We start from the raw sequence: 16,748 nt of genomic DNA on the forward strand, positions 1-16,748 counted from the left end.
CCGTGCTCGACGACTACGCCCTGCCCGCCTACGACATCCTGGCCGTGTACCCGCAACAGCGCCACCTGCCGGCCAAGGTCCGGTTTTTCATCGAACACCTGAAGAAGACCTACGCCAAACCGAACTACTGGTTGAAATAGGAACACCCCCGCGCCGCTTCGCGTCACCCCCTCAAGGGGGCAACATCTGCGGCCCGGCAAAGCCGGTTCCGCGATGTTCTGACCTGAACGCCCCGCCTCCGAGATCCACCCATGAACTCCCTGCTGATCCACAACGCCGCCTGCATCGCCACCTTCGACCATTCCGACCCGGCGCAAGGGCGCGAACTGAAGGACGCATCGCTGTTCGTGCGCGACCACGTGATCGAATGGATCGGCCCCACCGCCGAGCTGCCGCGCGCGCTGCGCGAATCGGCCGGTGAGGTGATCGACGCGCGCGGCCACCTGGTCACGCCGGGCCTGGTGAACACCCACCACCACATGTACCAGAGCCTCACGCGCGCCATCCCGAGTGTGCAGGACGCGGAGCTGTTTGCCTGGCTGCGCGGGCTCTACCCGATCTGGGCCGGGCTCACGCCCGAGATGGTGCAGGTTTCGACCCAGGTGGCGATGGCCGAGCTGCTGATGAGCGGCTGCACCACCAGCAGCGACCACCTCTACCTCTACCCCAACGGCGTGCGGCTCGAAGACAGCATCGAAGCGGCGCAGCGCATCGGCATGCGTTTCGTGGCCACGCGCGGCAGCATGAGCGTGGGCCAGTCGCAGGGCGGCCTGCCGCCGGACCGGGTGGTGGAAAACGAAGACGCGATCCTGAAAGACAGCCAGCGCCTGATCGAGACCTGGCACGACGCGGCGCACGGCGCCATGGTGCAGGTCGCGCTGGCGCCGTGTTCGCCGTTCTCGGTCAGCCCGGCGCTGATGCGGCAGAGCGCCGAACTGGCGCGCAGCTTCAAGGGCCTGGGGGTGCGCTTGCACACCCACCTGGCCGAGAACGACCACGACATCGCCTACAGCCGCGAGACGTTCAACAGGACCCCGGCGCAGTACGCGCAGGAACTCGGCTGGCTGGGCGACGACGTCTGGCACGCGCACTGCGTCAAGCTTGATGACGAAGGCCTTTCGCTGTTCGCCGCCAGCCGCACCGGTGTGGCGCACTGCCCCTGCAGCAACATGCGCCTGGCCAGCGGCATCGCGCCGGTCCGCCGCATGCTCGACGCCGGCGTGCCGGTGGGCCTGGGCGTGGACGGCAGCGCGAGCAACGACGGCGCGCACATGGTCAACGAGGCGCGGCAGGCGCTGCTGCTCGCGCGGGTGGGCCGTGCCCTGGCGGCGCCGGAAACCCGCGAGGGCAAAACCTTCTTCGGCTGCGACCTCGGCCCGGCCGAGATGACCGCGCGCGACGCGCTGCACATCGCCACCCGGGGCGGCGCGCAGGTGCTGGGTCGCCGGGACATCGGCCACCTGGCGCCCGGCATGTGCGCCGACGTCGCGCTGTTCGACCTGCGCACGCTCGGCTTTGCCGGTGGCGCGGTGCACGACCCGTTGGCCAGCCTGCTGCTGTGCGCCAGCCCACACGCCGCCTACACCGTGGTCAATGGCCGGGTGGTGGTGCGCGAGGGCCAGTTGGCCAGCGTGGACCTGGGGCCGCTGCTGGAGCGGCACAACCGGCTGGCGGTGCAGCTGGCCGAGGCCGCCCGCAACCCCTGAGCGACCGCACGCCCGGGCCCGGCCCGGCAGCGACCGGCTGGCCAGAATGTCATCGCCCTGACAAATCCCGTGCCGTGTGGCGCGGCCATTTGCACCCGAACCCCGATTGGATCAAATGCAGGCGCGGGGGCTTGGGCTATCCTTCGCGCGCCGCGCAAGCCCCGCACATTGTCAGCAGGGTTTTGCCCGGTGTCATACCGTGAAGGCACAATCGCAACTGGGTGGACCGGTGTCCATCCCGCCCCCCCTTTTGTCCTGGGCCGCCGATCGCCGGCGGCCCGACCGAACCCTCCGGTGAACATCGAACCCATCCATGGACTGGGACAAGTCCAGTTGAAGCGAGAAAACACACTATGAAACGTCTGGACGACTTCCGCCTGAAGCTGGGCACAACCGAGCTGGTGCCCATCATGATCGGCGGAATGGGCGTGGACATTTCCTCTTCCGACCTGGCCCTGGAAGCCGCACGCCTGGGCGGCGTCGGCCACATCTCCGACGCCATGATCAAGACGGTGACCGACCGCCGCTACAAGACCAAGTTCGTCAAGGCCAAACAGGCGCTGTACAAGCTCAACGTCGACTCGTCCGACAAGTCGCTGGTCAAGTTCGACCTTGGCGATCTTGCCGAGGCCACACGCCTGCACGTGGAGCACACCATGGCGCGCAAGACCGGCAGCGGCATGGTGTTCATCAACTGCATGGAAAAGCTGACCATGAACGGGCCGAAGGAGACGCTCAAGGTCCGCATGGCCTCGGCGCTGGACGCCGGCATCGACGGCATCACGCTCGCCGCCGGCCTGCACCTGGGTTCGTTCGCGCTGATCGAAGACCACCCGCGCTTTCGCGACGCCAAGCTGGGCATCATCGTCTCCAGCCTGCGCGCGCTGCAGCTGTTCCTGAAGAAGAACGCACGCCTGAACCGCCTGCCCGACTACGTGGTGGTCGAGGGCCCGCTGGCCGGCGGCCACCTGGGCTTTGGCATGGACTGGGCGCAGTACGACCTGGCCACCATCGTGGCCGAGATCCGCGCCTGGATGCAGGCCGAGCAGCTGGACATCCCGCTGATCCCGGCCGGCGGCATCTTCACCGGCAGCGACGCGGTGCGCTTCATGGAACTGGGCGGCTCGGCCGTGCAGGTGGCCACGCGCTTCACCGTCACCAAAGAATGCGGCCTGCCCGACGACATCAAGCAGGAATACTTCAAGGCCAAGGAAGACGACATCGAGGTCAACGAGATTTCGCCCACCGGCTACCCGATGCGCATGATCAAGAGCAGCCCCGGCATCGGCGACGGCATCCGCCCGAACTGCGAGGCCTACGGTTACCTGCTCGACGCCAACGGCAAGTGCGCCTACATCACGGCCTACAACCGCGAACTGCTGGCCCACCCGGGCGAGAAGCGCATCGCGGTCATGGACAAGACCTGCCTGTGCACGCACATGCGCAATTTCGAGATCTGGACCTGCGGCCAGCTGACCTGGCGCCTGAAGGACACGACGCGGCGCAACGCCGACGGCCAGTACCAGCTGCTCAGCGCCGCCCACGTGTTCCAGGACTACCAGTTCAGCACGGACAACCAGGTCGCGCTGCCCGAAGCCGAGGCCGTGCCGGCCTGATGAGCATCAGCCCGCCAGGCGCTGCACCAGCCAGGCGTTGAGGTCCCGCACCTCGTCCATGCAGACCTCGTGGCCCATGGGGTAGTGGCGCCAGTCCACGGGCTGGCCGAGTGCAGCGAGAGCGTCGCGCGCCGCCTCGCCGCGGGCGGGCACAACGATGTCGTCCCCGTCACCATGGGCCATGAACACCGGCGTGTCGCGGTTGGCCGGGCTGCGTTCAGCGGCCGTCGAGCCCGCCAGGGGCAGGTAGCCCGACAGCGCCACCAGACCGGCCAGGCGTTGCGGCGCGCGCACGCCGGCCAGCAAGGTCATGGCGCAGCCCTGCGAAAAGCCCATGAGCACCACGCGATCAGCGGGCACACCGCGCTGCACTTCGCGATCGATCAGCTGCTGCACCAGGGCCTGGCTCTCGCGCAGACCCGCCTCGTCTTCGCGGCGCGTTCCGTCGGGACCGGGTGGGTAGATGTCGTACCAGGCGCGCATTTCGTACCCGCCATTGAGGCTGACGGGCCGCACCGGGGCGCTGGGCAACACGAAGCGCACCGGACCGATGGCCGACAGGTCCATGGCCTGCGCGATGGGCACGAAGTCGCTGCCGTCGGCGCCCAGGCCGTGCAGCACGACGATGCTGGCCACCGGCTGGGCGCCCGGGTCGCCGCCGGTGGTGAATTCCAGGAGTTCGATGCGGGTGTCGGTGGAAGCGGTCATCCGGTCAGCATAGCGCCGTTGGCCACGACGCTGGCCCCGGGTGCGGCAGGGGCATCATCGGACAGGCAGCCCCTGCGGCCGAGAACGTGCGGACCCGATGGGAAACAGCTGCCCGCATCACCCGCTCCGCCAGGCCCGCAGAATGGGCGGTGGCGCGCTTGATCCAGGTCAGCGCCCCGCCGCCCTCTGGAGTGCAAGCTCTAGGAAAAGCGCGGGAAAGCCCGCTGCCTGCGCGCTGGACCATGCCGATAGATTCACGGCAGACCTCTGGAGACACACATGCACAAGATCGCGCCCGAATTCCTGGCCCTGCAGCGCCTGTACCACTGGGAAAGCACCGCCCCCGACCGGGTGGCCCTGTCCCAACCCATGGGCGGTGGCGTGGTGCAAGACTTCACCTGGGGCCAGGTGGCCGACCAGTCGCGCCGCATGGCCGCGCACCTGCAGGCGCAGGGCTGGGCCCCGGGCAGCAAGGTGGCCATCCTTTCCAAGAACTGCGCCTGGTGGATGATGAGCGACTTGGCCATCTGGATGGCCGGCCACGTGTCGGTGCCGCTGTACCCCACGCTGGCGCCCGAGACCATCGCGCAGATCCTCACGCACAGCGAAAGCAAGGCCTGCTTCATCGGCAAGCTCGACGGCTGGGAACACATGCAGCCCGGCGTGCCGGCCGACCTGCCCTGCATCAGCTACCCGCTCTCGCCCGACACGGCCCGCAGCGCCTACGAGGGCTGGGACGCGATCGTGGCGCGCACGGCCCCCCTGAAAGCATCGCCCACGCGCGCCGAGGACGAACTGGCCACGCTGATCTACACCTCGGGCACCACCGGCATGCCCAAGGGCGTGATGCATTCGTTTGGCAACTTCGCCTGGGCGCTGGACCGCGGCCTGCAACGCGTCCCCCTCACGGGCGAAGACCGCATGCTGTCCTACCTGCCGCTGGCGCATGTGGTCGAGCGCATGCTGGTCGAACACGGCTGGCTGCGCACGGGCATGCGCATCTGGTTCGCCGAATCGCTGGACACCTTTGCGGCCGACCTGCAGCGTGCGCGTCCCACGGTGTTTTTCTCGGTGCCGCGCCTGTGGGTCAAGTTCCAGCAGGGCGTGCACCACAAGATGCCGCCGGCCAAGCTGCAGCGCCTGCTGGGCATTCCCATCCTGGGCGGCATCGTGCGCAAAAAGGTCAAGAAAGCCCTGGGCCTGGACCATTGCACCTTCGCCGCCGGCGGCGCCGCCCCCATGCCCATGGCCCTGCTGCAGTGGTACGGCAAGCTCGGCCTGCCCATCAACGAAGGCTACGGCATGACCGAGAACCTGGCGCTCTCGCACATCACCGTGTCGGGGCAGAACCAGCAAGGCACGGTGGGCCCGACCTACCCCGGTGTGGAACACCGCCTCGACCCGGCCACCGGCGAGATCCAGATGCGCAGCCAGGCGCTGATGATGGGCTACTACAAAGAGCCCGAAAAAACCGCCGAGGTGTTCACACCCGACGGTTGGCTCAAGACCGGCGACAAGGGCCAGATCGACGGCCAGGGCCTGCTGCGCATCACCGGGCGCGTGAAAGATCTGTTCAAGACCGGCAAGGGCAAGTACGTGGCGCCCGCCCCCATCGAAGACAAGCTCGTCATGCACGAGGCGGTGGAGGCCTGCGTGGTGACCGGCGCCAACCTGGGCCAGCCGCTGGGCATCGTAATGCTCAACGCCGAATTCGCGACCAAGGCACAGGACCCGGCGGCGCGGCGCGCGCTGGAAACCTCGCTGGGCGCACACCTCAAGACCATCAACGCCACGCTGGACCCGCACGAACGCCTGCAGACCATCGTGATCACCACCACCGCCTGGACGGTGGACAACGACGTGATCACGCCCACCTTCAAGGTCAAGCGCAACCGCATCGAGGACCTGTATGCGCGGTACTACGAGGCCTGGGAAAGCTCGGGCCAGACGGTGATCTGGCAGTGACGGCAGACGATCGAGCCCGTCAACGGGCGGCGGGCGACAGGCGGTCCAGCACCCCGCGGGCACCGGCCTCGCACAGGGCCAGCACGCGCTCGAAACCGGCCAGGTTGCCGTAATACGGGTCGGGCACCTCACCGCCCGCTTCCACCCCGGCGTAGTCCAGAAACAGGTGCAGCTTGTGCCGGTGCTCCGGCGGGCAGCTGTCTTCCAGGTTCGCCAGGTTGTCCCGGTCCATGGCCAGGATCAGGTCGCAGCGCTCGTAATCCTGCGCTTGCACGCGGCGCGCGCGCTCCTGATGGATCTGCTCGTATCCCGCGGCCGCGGCGACCTGGATGGCGCGTTTGTCCGCCTTCTCGCCCTGGTGCCCACCATACGTGCCGGCGGAATCCACCTGCACGCTGCGCGCCAGGCCCCGCCGTTGCACCTCACCCTGCAGCACGGCCGATGCGGTGGGAGAACGGCAGATATTGCCCATGCAGACGACGAGGATGCGGATCATGGGGCGCGAGGATAACAAAGCCCCCCGCGCCATCCGCCCAAAGAAAAGGCCCGCACGGGGCGGGCCTGGACGGTTCACCGGCGGGCCGGCGAATCAGATGCGGTAGTCCTCGACGCTCTTGCCCGCGGCCAGTACGGCGCGCACCCACTCGGGCTTGCGGCCCGGGCCGCCGGCCCAGAGTTCACCGTTCGGGCCACGGTACTTGGCCGGCGCGGCGGACTTGGACTTGCCCACCTTCTTGGCGCCACCCGCGGCCGCGCCGCCCAGATCGGCGGCGGTGAGGCCGTATTGCTTCATCTTGGCCCTGATGTCGGCCACCACGGACGCCAATTCGTTTTTGCGCGCCTGCTCGGCTTCCGCCATCAGTTGCTGGGCCTGGGCCATCAGTTCGGAATACGTTGCCATTGATGTTCCTTGTGGTTTGTATGTAAACAATTGTTGTATTGGATTGCATCCCAACGATGCGGGGGCAATTCTAATCCGATTTTCCAGCCAGCATCCATTTGCTCAGTTCTTCGGGCAATTCGGTCTGCAATTCCAGCGCCTGACCCGTGACCGGATGCGCGAGCTTCAGGCGCCAGGCGTGCAGAAACATGCGCTTGAATCCCAGGCGGGTCAATTGGCGGTTGAGTTCAAAATCGCCGTATTTGTCGTCGCCCACGATGGGGTGGCCGGCGCTGGCCAGATGCACACGGATCTGGTGTGTTCGACCGGTTTTGATGGTGACTTCCAGCAGGCTGAAGCCCTGGGCGTACGCCGTATCCAGGCCGCCGGGGGCCGGCACAGCCTGCACCACTTTCACCAATGAGACCGATTTCATGCCATCGGGATCGTCTTTGCCGGTCACGCGTACCCGGCGTTCGCCGTCGGGCAGCAGGTATTTGTGCAGGGGCTGGTCCAACACCTTCAGGCGGGCGGGCCAGACGCCCTTGACCAGGGCCAGATAGGTTTTGCCGGTTTCGCGCTCGCGGAATTGGTCCTGCAAGGCCTTGAGTGCGCTTTTCTTCTTGGCGATCAGCAACAGACCGCTGGTTTCCCGGTCCAGCCGGTGCACCAATTCGAGCAGGCGCGCCTGCGGCCGGGCCTGGCGCATTTGTTCGATCACGCCAAAACTCACGCCGCTGCCGCCGTGCACCGCCACACCGGCCGGTTTGTGAATGGCCAGAAACGCCTCGTCTTCGAACACCACCGGAAATTCGCGCGCCGGCGCCGGCTGGGCGGCTTTTTCCTCGGCCCGCTCGGACAGGCGGATCGGCGGGATGCGCAGCACGTCACCGGGGTTGACGCGGTCGTCCGCCGACACACGGCCCTTGTTCCGCCGCACCTCGCCCGAGCGGATGATGCGGTAGATGTGCGTCTTGGGCACGCCCTTGAGCACGCGGATGAGGAAGTTGTCCAGCCGCTGCCCGGCCGATTCTTCGTCCACGGTCAGGAACTGCACCGCCGCGGCGGTCTGGAGGGAGGGCTTGGAATGCAAGGAAAACCCGCTGAAAAGTGCGGCCCCACGGACCGGGGGAGCGCACTATAATGTGCTGCGCCAGTCGTGTGCTGTAAGTGGTTGATTTCCTTGAGTTTAAGGCACCCACCGCAGGCAGGCTCCCCCAGCGCTGGATGCCGGGGGTCCGACTGGCCACCCGTTGCCCCCGCCGGCACCCGGGCCAGGTCGCCGTTCCACACCCCTCGCTGACGAGGCCGGAACCCCGCCCCAGCCCGGAGGAAGCCAGCGGCGCAGCCAGCAGACAACCGCGAACCCGATACGGAATACCCCCATCGGCCAGCCGCACCCGGCGACAGCACGACGCTGCACGGGCTGGCTGGCCGAGGACGCAGTGAAACCAGCGGCCCCCGTGGCGCCCCGACCGTCGATGACGGCCGCAGCGCCCCCCGCCCTGACCACCGCTGTCCACGCGCCTACGCCCTGACCCGGCGGTTCGACGCGGCACACCCACCCCGTGTGCCCCGCCTCGGACGATCTCTCCCGCTGCCCGGCCTTCCCGCCGGGCGGGCACCGGGTCGGTGGCTCTCCGGCAATTCCTCCCCCGTTTGCGTGCCTTTGCTGGTTCACGGCAGATCGGCGCCTGGGCCCCACCCCGGCGCCATGTCAGTGTCAGACCGAAGGAAACGCATCATGAAACGCATGCTGATCAACGCCACGCAGGCCGAAGAGCGCCGCCTGGCGATCGTGGACGGGCAGAAACTGCTCGACTACGAAATCGAAATCGAAGGGCGCGAACAGCGCAAGGGCAACATCTACAAGGCCGTCGTCACCCGCGTCGAGCCCTCGCTCGAAGCCTGTTTCGTCGACTACGGCGAAGACCGCCACGGTTTCCTGCCGTTCAAGGAAATCTCGCGCCAGTACTTCCAGGGCAATGTCTCGCCTTCGCAGGCGCGCATCAACGACGTGATCAAGGAAGGCCAGGAGCTGCTGGTCCAGGTCGAAAAGGAAGAACGCGGCAACAAGGGCGCGGCCCTCACCACGTTCGTGAGCCTGGCCGGCCGCTACGTGGTGCTGATGCCCAACAACCCGCGCGGCGGTGGCGTGAGCCGCCGCATCGAAGGCGAAGACCGCCAGGAACTCAAGCAGGCGCTGGACCAGCTCGAATACCCCAACGGCATGAGCATCATCGCGCGCACCGCCGGCATCGGCCGCGACGCGCCCGAGCTGCAGTGGGACCTGAACTACCTGCTCAAGCTGTGGACCGCCATCGACGGCGCAGCCAAGGGTGGCAAAGGCGCCTACCTGATCTACCAGGAATCGAGCCTGGTGATCCGCGCCATCCGCGACTACTTCAACAGCGACATCGGCGAGATCCTGATCGACACCGACGACATCTACGAACAGGCTCACCAGTTCATGAGCCACGTGATGCCCGAGCACGGCCACCGCGTCAAGCGCTACCGCGACGACGCACCGCTGTTCAGCCGCTTCCAGATCGAACATCAGATCGAAACCGCCTACAGCCGCACCGTGAACCTGCCTTCGGGCGGCGCCATCGTGATCGACCAGACCGAAGCGCTGGTGGCGGTGGACGTGAACTCGGCGCGCGCCATCAAGGGCGGCGACATCGAAGAAACCGCCACCCGCACCAACCTGGAAGCTGCCGACGAAGTGGCGCGCCAGGCCCGCCTGCGCGACCTCGGCGGCCTGATCGTGATCGACTTCATCGACATGGAAGAGTCGAAGAACCGCCGCGAAGTGGAAAACCGCCTGCGCGATGCGCTGCGCCAGGACCGCGCCCGCGTGCAGTTCGGCTCCATCAGCAAGTTCGGTCTGCTCGAAATGAGCCGCCAGCGTCTGAAGCCCATGCTCAGCGAAGGCTCGTCCATCCCCTGCCCGCGCTGCGGCGGTTCCGGCCACATCCGCGACACCGAGAGCTCGGCGCTGCAGATCCTGCGCATCATCCAGGAAGAGTCGCTCAAGGACAGCACCGCCGCCGTGCTGGTGCAGGTGCCGGTCGAAGTGGCCAGCTTCCTGCTGAACGAAAAGCGCACCGAAATCACCAAGATCGAACTCAAGCAGCGCATCAACGTGCTGCTGGTGCCCAACAAGTCGCTCGACACGCCGAACTACAAGCTCGAACGCCTGAAGCACGACGACCCGCGCCTGGACAACCTGGACGCCAGCTACAAACTGGCCGACGAAGCGGACGACGCCACCGGCTTCACCCGCCGCAGCCAGGAGCGCACCAACAAGCAGGAACCGGTGATCAAGGGTGTGCTGCCCGATGGTCCCGCCCCGGTGGCCGCCCCCAAGCCCGAGGCGGCACCCGCCGCCGCTGTGCCCGCAGCACCGGTGGCCGCCGCCCCGGTGCAAGCACCGGCAGCAGCGCCCAAGGTCGCTGCGCCGGCCGAGAAGGGCTTCTTCGGCTGGCTCAAGAGCCTGTTCGGTGGCGCCGCGCCCGCAGCGCCTGTGGCCGCAGAACCCAAAGCCGCGACCGCACCGGCCAAGACCGGTGACCGCGAACCGCGCGGCGAAGGCCGCCGCGAAGGTGGACGCGATGGCCGTGGCCGTGGCGGCCGCAACGGCGAAGCCCGCGCACCGCGCGAAGGCCGTGGCGAAGTGGGCCGCGAGGGCCGCGAAGGTGGCCGTGGCCCGCGGGGCGCCGATGGCCGCAATGGCGAGGCCCGCCCGGAAGGCCGCGTGGAAGGCCGCGACGGCAACCGCGCACCGCGTGGCGAAGGCCGTGGTGAACAGCGCAGCGACGCCCGCGGTGAAGGCCGTGGCGACAACCGGGGCGAAGGCCGCAACGGTGGTCGCCGCGACAACCGCCGCGACACAGCCCCCGCCGACGCACCGGCAGACAACGAAGCCCTGCTGAACGCGCCCGCACCCGCTGGCGTGAACGATGCGGCGGCCTCGCCCGAAGCCGCCGAAGGCCAACGCCGTGAACGCCGCCCGCGCAACGACAACCGCCGCCGCAACGAGGGCGCGGACGCCGCGGCGCCGCAAGGCCTGATCGAGGCCGCCTCGGCGCGCGCCGAACAAGACGCCCAGGGCACAGGCACCCCGGCCGAAGGCGAGACCGCCGACAACGCCGGTCAGCGCGCCCCGCGCGAGCGCCGCAGCCGCGACCGTTACGGCCGCGACCGCCGCGAACGCGCCCCGCGCGACGCATCGGCCGCCGAAGCCGAAACCGGCAACGCCGACGCCCCGGTTGCCCCAGCGGTCGACACCGAAGAGCGCAGCTACGAAGCGCCGACGCGCAGCTACTTCAGCCTGCCCGTGCAGGCCACGGCAGAACCGGTCGAGGCAGCGCCCGTGGCGGCGGCCCCGGCCGTGGAACCCGTGCCCGTGCTGGACGCCGCCCCCGTCGCCCCGCGCGCCCGCGCTGCGGCACCCGCACCGGCGCCCAAGGCACCCGCCGCCAGCGCTCCGGCGCGCCAGGGTCTGCCCAAGGTGCAGCCCTACACGGTGTCCCTCGACGAGCTGAACCAGGTGGCCCAGTCCAGCGGCCTGGAGTGGGTGAACTCCGACGCCGGCAAGGTGGCGCAGGTGCAGGCCGCCATCGCGGCCGAACCCCAGCCGATCCACGTGCCGCGCGAGATCAAGCCGGTCGTGGTGCTGGACGAAGGCCCGCTGGTGCTGGTGGAAACGCGCAAAGACCTGCGCAGCATGCCCCTGCCCTTCGAGGCCCAGTGATGTGATGCACAGCCACCGCTCGCGGTGGCGATCACTCCCAGAAAAACGCCGGTCATGACCGGCGTTTTTTCATGGACGCCAGGCACACATCGGGTCACGTCTGCCGCTCGTACCCAGGTCCAGGGCAGCCGTGGAACCGGCTTTGCCGGGCCACAGGCTGCGTCCCCCTCCCGCCGCAGGCGAGAGAGGGGGAAGCCGCGTCAGCGGCGCAGGGGGAGTCTTCTATCCTCTCCGGAGCGCGTGCCCCTGTCCAGGGCAGCCGTGGAACCGGCTCTGCCGGGCCACAGGGCTGCGTCCCCCTCCCGCCGCAGGCGAGAGAGAGGGGGAAGCCGCGTCAGCGGCGCAGGGGGTGCTTGCGCTTACACCAGCAAAGCGGCGCGCTTCCAGGCCGCCTGGGCAGCGGCCGCATCGCCGCGCTCTTCGGCCAGGCGGGCCAGCGCGCACCAGGTGCGGCGCAGCAGGGCTGGGTCCTGCAGGCTGTGGCTCGCCTGGCCCAGCAGTTGCGCGGCCTTGCCCCAGAGCCGACGCTGCATGAAGGCCTGACCGGCCAGGTACTGCAGGTAGGCGTTGCCGGGCATCAGGCGCTGGGTCTGCTCCAGTCGGGCCAGCCAGGCCGCGCCCAGCGAGGGCAGGCCCGGTTCGAGCACCTGCACCAGTTGGCGCTGCTGGGTCGCATCGAGTTCGGCCAGCTGCGGCCACAGCGGTTCCAGCCAGCCGCGCACGCATTCGGCCGTGGCCTGTTCGGGCTCGCGGCCATCGGCCTGATCGAGCTGGTTGGCGCGATGCCCTGCAGCCAAAGCCAGCTCGGGCATGGCGCGTTCCTTGGCGTCGAGCTGGGCCCACACCGCCTGCAACTGCGACATGTCGTGCGCTTCGCGCAACGCGTCCAGCGCCAGACCGCGCAGGATGCTGCGCGTGGCCTGGGGCGAGAACGCGCGGTGCTTGGCCAGCAGCCGGGCGGTTTCCAGCGCCTCGGCGGTCGCCCCGCCCAAGCGCGCGGTGCGCAGTTTCAGGCGCAGGGCCTGGATGCGGCGTGCCGTGCCTTGCGGCAGGTCGGCCAGGCGGCTGCGGGCGAGATCGGCGTCGCGCTCTTCCACCGCCCAGTGCACCGAGCGCAGCAGGGCGCCTTCGTGCGCCACCGGGGCGGCCTTGGCCAGTTGCGGGTGCAGGGCGGCCTGCAGGTGCTGGTCGCGCGCGCTGCGGTTCTGCAGCGACTGCGCGCTCTCGGCCACCAGCAGGTGGGCCAGCAGTTGCAGCTGCGGCCGTTGCGACCATTGCGCCGCGGGCATGGCGTTCAGCCGTTCGAGCGCCGTGAGACCCGCGGACTGCGCCCGCACGAAGCGACCGGCGAGCTGGTGCGACAAGGCGTCGAGCACCGCGCCCACGGCAGCGCGCTCGACCTGCTGGCTGCGCCAGCGCTGGGCCTGCACCGGCAGGTCGCGCAGCAGGGCGATGGCGCGCAAGGCCAGATGGACCAGCACAAAGAGGCCGATGAGCGCGAACACCACGAAGTTGAACGCGACGTCGTAGCGGTACGGCGGCCAGAACAGGGTGACGGTGGCCTGGTTGTGGCCCATGAGCAGCGCCAGGGCCACGGCCACGGCGGCCAGGCCGAGCAGCCAGAACACGCTGCGCATGGCCCCGCCCTGCAAGCTGCTGCGGTGCGAGCGATCGGCCATCAGCGCCCCCCGGCCGCCGCCGCCAACGCGGCCAGGCTCTCGTCGGGCCGCGGCAGTTCGACCGGCACCAGTTCGGCGCGCAGCTGGGTCAGCGCGGCCTGGGCGCCCCGGACGGTGGGCGCCGTGCCATCGAAATAGCGGGTCAGCAACGCCTCGACCGCGCGCACATCGGCCTGGGCCGAGGCGGTCTGCCGCGCCAGCAGACCGAGGCGGGCGTTGAGCAGCTGCAGTTTGAGGTTTTCGCGCAGGAAGAAGGCTTGCTCGGGCGCGAGCAAGGCGGCGTCGGGATGGTCGATGCGGCTGACGCGCACCAGTTCCCGCCCGCTGCGGCTGACATTGCCCCAGAGGCGCCCCCACCACGACGGCCAGGCCGAATCACGGTCCGCCGGTGCCGGTGCTGCGGCGGCAGGGGGCGCCGCCGTGGCCGTGCCCGCACGGGTCGTCGCCTTGGCGGCGTGGGGTTTGGTTGTGGCGGGGGCGGCGCGGGGCCCCACGTCGTTGAGCAGGGGCCACTGTTCGACCTGGCGCACCAGCTCGTCCAGCCGCTGCACCAGGGCGGGCACGTCGGTGAGCACCGCGCCCTGGATGCGCTGGATGTCGCGCGCCAGCGCGCGCTGCACCGGGTTCAGGCGCGGCTGCGCGGCGCGCGCGATGCGCTGGTCCGCCGCCTGCAGGGCCGACAGCAGCGGCTGGGCGCTGCCGGTCAGCTGCGCCTGCTGCTGCGCCAGCCGCAGGGCGGACTCGATGTCCTGCACCAGGGTGTCGTCGCGCGAACGCGAGAGCGTGAGCATGAGTTCTTCGAGCTGGCTGCGCTGCAGCGTCACCTCGGACAGCTTGACCTCGGCCACCGCCAGCCGCGCCTGCAGTTCCTGGGTCTGGGCCTCGGCCTGGGCGGCCAGGGTGCGCGCTTCCACCGCCTGGGCGGCGCTGTCCTGGCTGCGGCGCGCCAGTTCCTGCTGGGTGAAGCTGAGCTTCTGCCACAACAGCCCGACCAGCAGCAGCGCGATCAAGGCGGCGCCCAGCGCCAGCCACACGGGCCAGGCCAGGGCGATGCGCACCGCAGCAGGGGGCGCCACAGGCGCTGGTGCCGGCGGCGGCGCCGCTTCGGAGGTGGGGAGGGGGGTGTTTTCGCTCATGGTCGAATCCATTGGGATTCTAGGGTGCGCAACACATCCGGCAAGGCCGGGCGGGTCTGCACGACGCGGCCGAAACCGGCCTGCTGCGCGCGCTGGGCGATGCGGGGATGGGTGACCAGGGCCTGGGCATCCGCCCAGTCGGCATCCGCCCAGTCGGCAGCGGGCCGGGCCGCCAGCAGGTGGTCCAGCGCCTCGGAACTGCTGAGCAGCCAGACGCTGCCGCCCGCGCACGCCTGGCGCAGCTGGGCCCGAAAGTCTTCCGACGCGTCAGGCGCGTGGCGTTCGTAGGCCACCACCGCCTCCACCACGGCACCGGCCTGCTCGCACTGGCGGATCAACCAGTCGCGCCCGTTGCCACCGGCCGGTGCCGCGGCGGCATCGTCACCCGCGGCCACCGAACGACCACGCACGATGAGCACGCGGCTGCCGGCCCGCAGCTGGGGCGCAACCACTGGCCACAGCGCCTCGGAATCGAACTGCGCGGCATCGGGCGGCGGCGCATCGATGCGATCGGCGCCCAGGCCCAGCGCCCCCAGGGCCGGCACCAGCCGCCGCGCCGTGCCTGGACCGGGCGCCCAGCAGCGGGTGCGCGTCTGCGCGTCGGCCCGCGACAGGTCGGCCGCAAAAAAGTGTTGAACGGCCGCGCCGCTGACGAACATGAGCGCGTCGAATTGCGTCCATTGCGCCCGCATCTGGTGCAGGCGGTGCGCCGCGTCCGCGCCGCAGGGAGCGGTGATGTGGATCAGCGGCAGGGCCTGGGCCGGCCAGCCCTGCTCGCGCAACTGCGCCACCCAGGCGTCGGCTTCGTCGGCAGGCCGGGTGACCAGCAGGCGCCGCATCACCCGGCCAGCGCCGCTGGTGGGCATGGCGGGCGAAGACAAGGGCTCAGGCCCCCGCGGCGGGCGGCTGGGCGCCGGCAGCACGCAGCGCATCGGCCACGCGCTGGCCCAGGGCCTCGGCCTCGGCCAGGGTGCGCACCATGGCCTGTTCGCCCACGCGCACCAGCGGCAGCTGGCCGTCCGGGTCGCCCCAGGCGGCCTGCAGGTGCAGGGTGTCGGCGCCGTCCACCCACTGCGCATAGGCGGCCAGCGGCATGGAGCAGCTGCCACCCATGGCGCGCGAGACCGTGCGTTCGGCCGCCACGCGCAGCCAGCTGGGCAGGTGCACCAGGGGCTTGAGCGCTTCAATCAGGTCGGCGCGGTCGGCCCGCACCTCGATGCCCAGCGCGCCCTGCCCGGCGGCGGGCAGGGACTGGCCGTGTTCAAAGATGGCGCGGATGCGCGAGGACAAGCCCAGGCGCTTGAGGCCCGCCGCCGCCAGCACGATGGCGTGGTACTGGCCTTCGTCGAGCTTGCGCAACCGTGTGTCGAGGTTGCCGCGCAGCGGTTCGATGCGCACGTCGTGGCGGCCCAGGGCGTTCAGCGCGTCGCGCAGCAACACCAGGCGGCGCAGGCTGGAAGTGCCCACCACGGCGCCCGGCGGCAGATCGGCCAGGCCCGCGCAGTGCGGCGACACCCAGGCGTCGCGCGGGTCTTCGCGTTCCATGACGCAGGCCAGGGCAAAGCCCGGCGGCAGGTCCATGGGCACGTCCTTGAGCGAGTGCACCGCGATGTCGGCCCGGCCCTCTTCCAAGGCCACTTCGAGCTCCTTGACGAACAGGCCTTTGCCACCGACCTTGGACAGGCTGCGGTCCAGGATCTGGTCGCCCTGGGTCGTCATGCCCAGCAGGGTGACGCTGTGGCCCAAGTCTTGCAGGAGGGCTTTGACGTGTTCGGCCTGCCACAGCGCCAGGCGGCTTTCGCGCGTGGCGATGGTGATGGACAGGGCTGGGGAGGTTTGAAAAGTGGACACGGCGAGGATCAAAAAAGATCAAGGCCCGCGCGGCTTGCGGGCCGATTTGGTACCCGTTTGGTAACGGGACAGGCAACTTTGGATGCTAGCATGGCCCCTGCCCAAAAAATCAGCAACCCACCCCTGCCCGACATGAGCCGACCGCCTGCCCGCCCTGCCGCCACACCCGCCACCCGACGCAAGGCCACGGCCGACAAGGACCAGCCGCTGATCGAGGACATCCGCCTGCTCGGCCGGGTGCTGGGCGACGTGATCCGCGAACAGGAAGGCGCGGCCATGTTCGAGCTGATCGAGCAGATCCGCCAGCTGTCGGTGGCCTTCCGCCGCCACGCCGACCAGGACGCCGACAAGGCGCTCAAGAAGTTGCTCAAGGGCCTGACCGGCCAGCAGACGGTGAGCGTGATCCGCGCCTTCACCTACTTCAGCCACCTGGCCAACCTGGCCGAGGACC

13 protein-coding genes and 1 pseudogene are annotated in these 16,748 nt (G+C 69.6%); 6 read left to right on the forward strand and 8 right to left on the reverse strand.

Annotated features, from left to right (window positions below; translation table 11 throughout):
* From RMP09_RS17380 to RMP09_RS17390, 3 genes and pseudogenes are all read left to right on the forward strand, one after another.
* Positions 1-140 (forward strand): annotated as a pseudogene (locus RMP09_RS17380) (LysR family transcriptional regulator); the annotation flags it as partial.
* 111 nt (positions 141-251) lie between these two features.
* Positions 252-1,706 carry an 8-oxoguanine deaminase gene (locus RMP09_RS17385; protein WP_310567240.1) on the forward strand — a complete coding sequence of 485 codons (1,455 nt, stop codon included), beginning with the start codon at positions 252-254 and terminating at the stop codon, positions 1,704-1,706.
* A 353-nt stretch (positions 1,707-2,059) separates the two neighbouring features.
* Complete coding sequence (locus tag RMP09_RS17390; RefSeq protein ID WP_310567241.1) at positions 2,060-3,322, forward strand: nitronate monooxygenase; 1,263 nt, start codon at positions 2,060-2,062, stop codon at positions 3,320-3,322.
* Between the two features lie 6 nt (positions 3,323-3,328).
* Here the strand turns inward: RMP09_RS17390 and RMP09_RS17395 are convergent, their stop codons facing one another.
* The gene (locus RMP09_RS17395) at positions 3,329-4,030 is read right to left on the reverse strand and encodes a carboxylesterase (protein ID WP_310567242.1); all 702 of its coding nucleotides are present in this window, start codon (positions 4,028-4,030) and stop codon (positions 3,329-3,331) included.
* 279 nt (positions 4,031-4,309) lie between these two features.
* Here RMP09_RS17395 and RMP09_RS17400 point away from each other — a divergent pair, with 279 nt between their 5' ends.
* A complete protein-coding gene (locus RMP09_RS17400; RefSeq protein WP_310567243.1) occupies positions 4,310-5,995 on the forward strand; it encodes an AMP-binding protein in 1,686 nt (561 codons plus the stop codon).
* A 19-nt stretch (positions 5,996-6,014) separates the two neighbouring features.
* On the opposite strand, the gene RMP09_RS17405 is transcribed toward RMP09_RS17400, so the two are convergent.
* The 3 genes from RMP09_RS17405 to RMP09_RS17415 form a co-directional block, all read right to left on the reverse strand.
* Positions 6,015-6,491 (reverse strand): low molecular weight protein-tyrosine-phosphatase, encoded by a 477-nt coding sequence (locus tag RMP09_RS17405; RefSeq protein WP_310567244.1) that lies wholly within the window; start codon positions 6,489-6,491, stop codon positions 6,015-6,017.
* A gap of 93 nt (positions 6,492-6,584) precedes the next feature.
* Complete coding sequence (locus RMP09_RS17410) at positions 6,585-6,896, reverse strand: H-NS histone family protein (RefSeq protein ID WP_310567245.1); 312 nt, start codon at positions 6,894-6,896, stop codon at positions 6,585-6,587.
* 70 nt (positions 6,897-6,966) lie between these two features.
* The gene (locus RMP09_RS17415; RefSeq protein ID WP_310567246.1) at positions 6,967-7,968 is read right to left on the reverse strand and encodes an RluA family pseudouridine synthase; all 1,002 of its coding nucleotides are present in this window, start codon (positions 7,966-7,968) and stop codon (positions 6,967-6,969) included.
* Between the two features lie 651 nt (positions 7,969-8,619).
* Between RMP09_RS17415 and RMP09_RS17420 the strand changes: the two genes are divergently transcribed.
* Positions 8,620-11,631, forward strand: a complete 3,012-nt coding sequence (locus RMP09_RS17420; protein WP_310567247.1) for an Rne/Rng family ribonuclease — start codon at positions 8,620-8,622, stop codon at positions 11,629-11,631.
* Positions 11,632-11,990: 359 nt separating this feature from the next.
* Here RMP09_RS17420 and RMP09_RS17425 read toward each other — a convergent pair whose 3' ends face one another.
* The 4 genes from RMP09_RS17425 to hemC are packed head-to-tail and all read right to left on the reverse strand — an operon-like array spanning position 11,991 to position 16,306.
* Positions 11,991-13,310 (reverse strand): heme biosynthesis HemY N-terminal domain-containing protein, encoded by a 1,320-nt coding sequence (locus RMP09_RS17425; protein WP_310567248.1) that lies wholly within the window; start codon positions 13,308-13,310, stop codon positions 11,991-11,993.
* Positions 13,310-14,446 (reverse strand): uroporphyrinogen-III C-methyltransferase, encoded by a 1,137-nt coding sequence (locus tag RMP09_RS17430; protein ID WP_310567249.1) that lies wholly within the window; start codon positions 14,444-14,446, stop codon positions 13,310-13,312. The genes RMP09_RS17425 and RMP09_RS17430 overlap by 1 nt, the downstream gene beginning before the upstream one ends.
* Positions 14,443-15,285 (reverse strand): uroporphyrinogen-III synthase, encoded by an 843-nt coding sequence (locus RMP09_RS17435; protein WP_310567252.1) that lies wholly within the window; start codon positions 15,283-15,285, stop codon positions 14,443-14,445. The genes RMP09_RS17430 and RMP09_RS17435 overlap by 4 nt, the downstream gene beginning before the upstream one ends.
* Positions 15,286-15,331: 46 nt before the next feature.
* Complete coding sequence (gene hemC / locus RMP09_RS17440; RefSeq protein WP_409559750.1) at positions 15,332-16,306, reverse strand: hydroxymethylbilane synthase; 975 nt, start codon at positions 16,304-16,306, stop codon at positions 15,332-15,334.
* 123 nt (positions 16,307-16,429) lie between these two features.
* Between hemC and RMP09_RS17445 the strand changes: the two genes are divergently transcribed.
* On the forward strand, positions 16,430-16,748 hold a 319-nt coding region (locus RMP09_RS17445), incomplete at its 3' end, for a phosphoenolpyruvate carboxylase (protein WP_310567251.1).

It is taken from the genome of Hydrogenophaga sp. (assembly GCF_031426985.1).
GTDB lineage: Bacteria > Pseudomonadota > Gammaproteobacteria > Burkholderiales > Burkholderiaceae_C > Hydrogenophaga.

Bases quoted from the DNA above. Each gene is read 5' to 3' on its own strand.
- RMP09_RS17385 (WP_310567240.1), top strand. From the start codon at position 252: ATGAACTCCCTGCTGATCCACAACGCCGCCTGCATCGCCACCTTCGAC.
- RMP09_RS17390 (WP_310567241.1), top strand. From the start codon at position 2,060: ATGAAACGTCTGGACGACTTCCGCCTGAAGCTGGGCACAACCGAGCTG.
- RMP09_RS17395 (WP_310567242.1), bottom strand. From the start codon at position 4,030: ATGACCGCTTCCACCGACACCCGCATCGAACTCCTGGAATTCACCACC.
- RMP09_RS17400 (WP_310567243.1), top strand. From the start codon at position 4,310: ATGCACAAGATCGCGCCCGAATTCCTGGCCCTGCAGCGCCTGTACCAC.
- RMP09_RS17405 (WP_310567244.1), bottom strand. From the start codon at position 6,491: ATGATCCGCATCCTCGTCGTCTGCATGGGCAATATCTGCCGTTCTCCC.
- RMP09_RS17410 (WP_310567245.1), bottom strand. From the start codon at position 6,896: ATGGCAACGTATTCCGAACTGATGGCCCAGGCCCAGCAACTGATGGCG.
- RMP09_RS17420 (WP_310567247.1), top strand. From the start codon at position 8,620: ATGAAACGCATGCTGATCAACGCCACGCAGGCCGAAGAGCGCCGCCTG.
- RMP09_RS17425 (WP_310567248.1), bottom strand. From the start codon at position 13,310: ATGGCCGATCGCTCGCACCGCAGCAGCTTGCAGGGCGGGGCCATGCGC.
- RMP09_RS17430 (WP_310567249.1), bottom strand. From the start codon at position 14,446: ATGAGCGAAAACACCCCCCTCCCCACCTCCGAAGCGGCGCCGCCGCCG.
- RMP09_RS17435 (WP_310567252.1), bottom strand. From the start codon at position 15,285: ATGCGGCGCCTGCTGGTCACCCGGCCTGCCGACGAAGCCGACGCCTGG.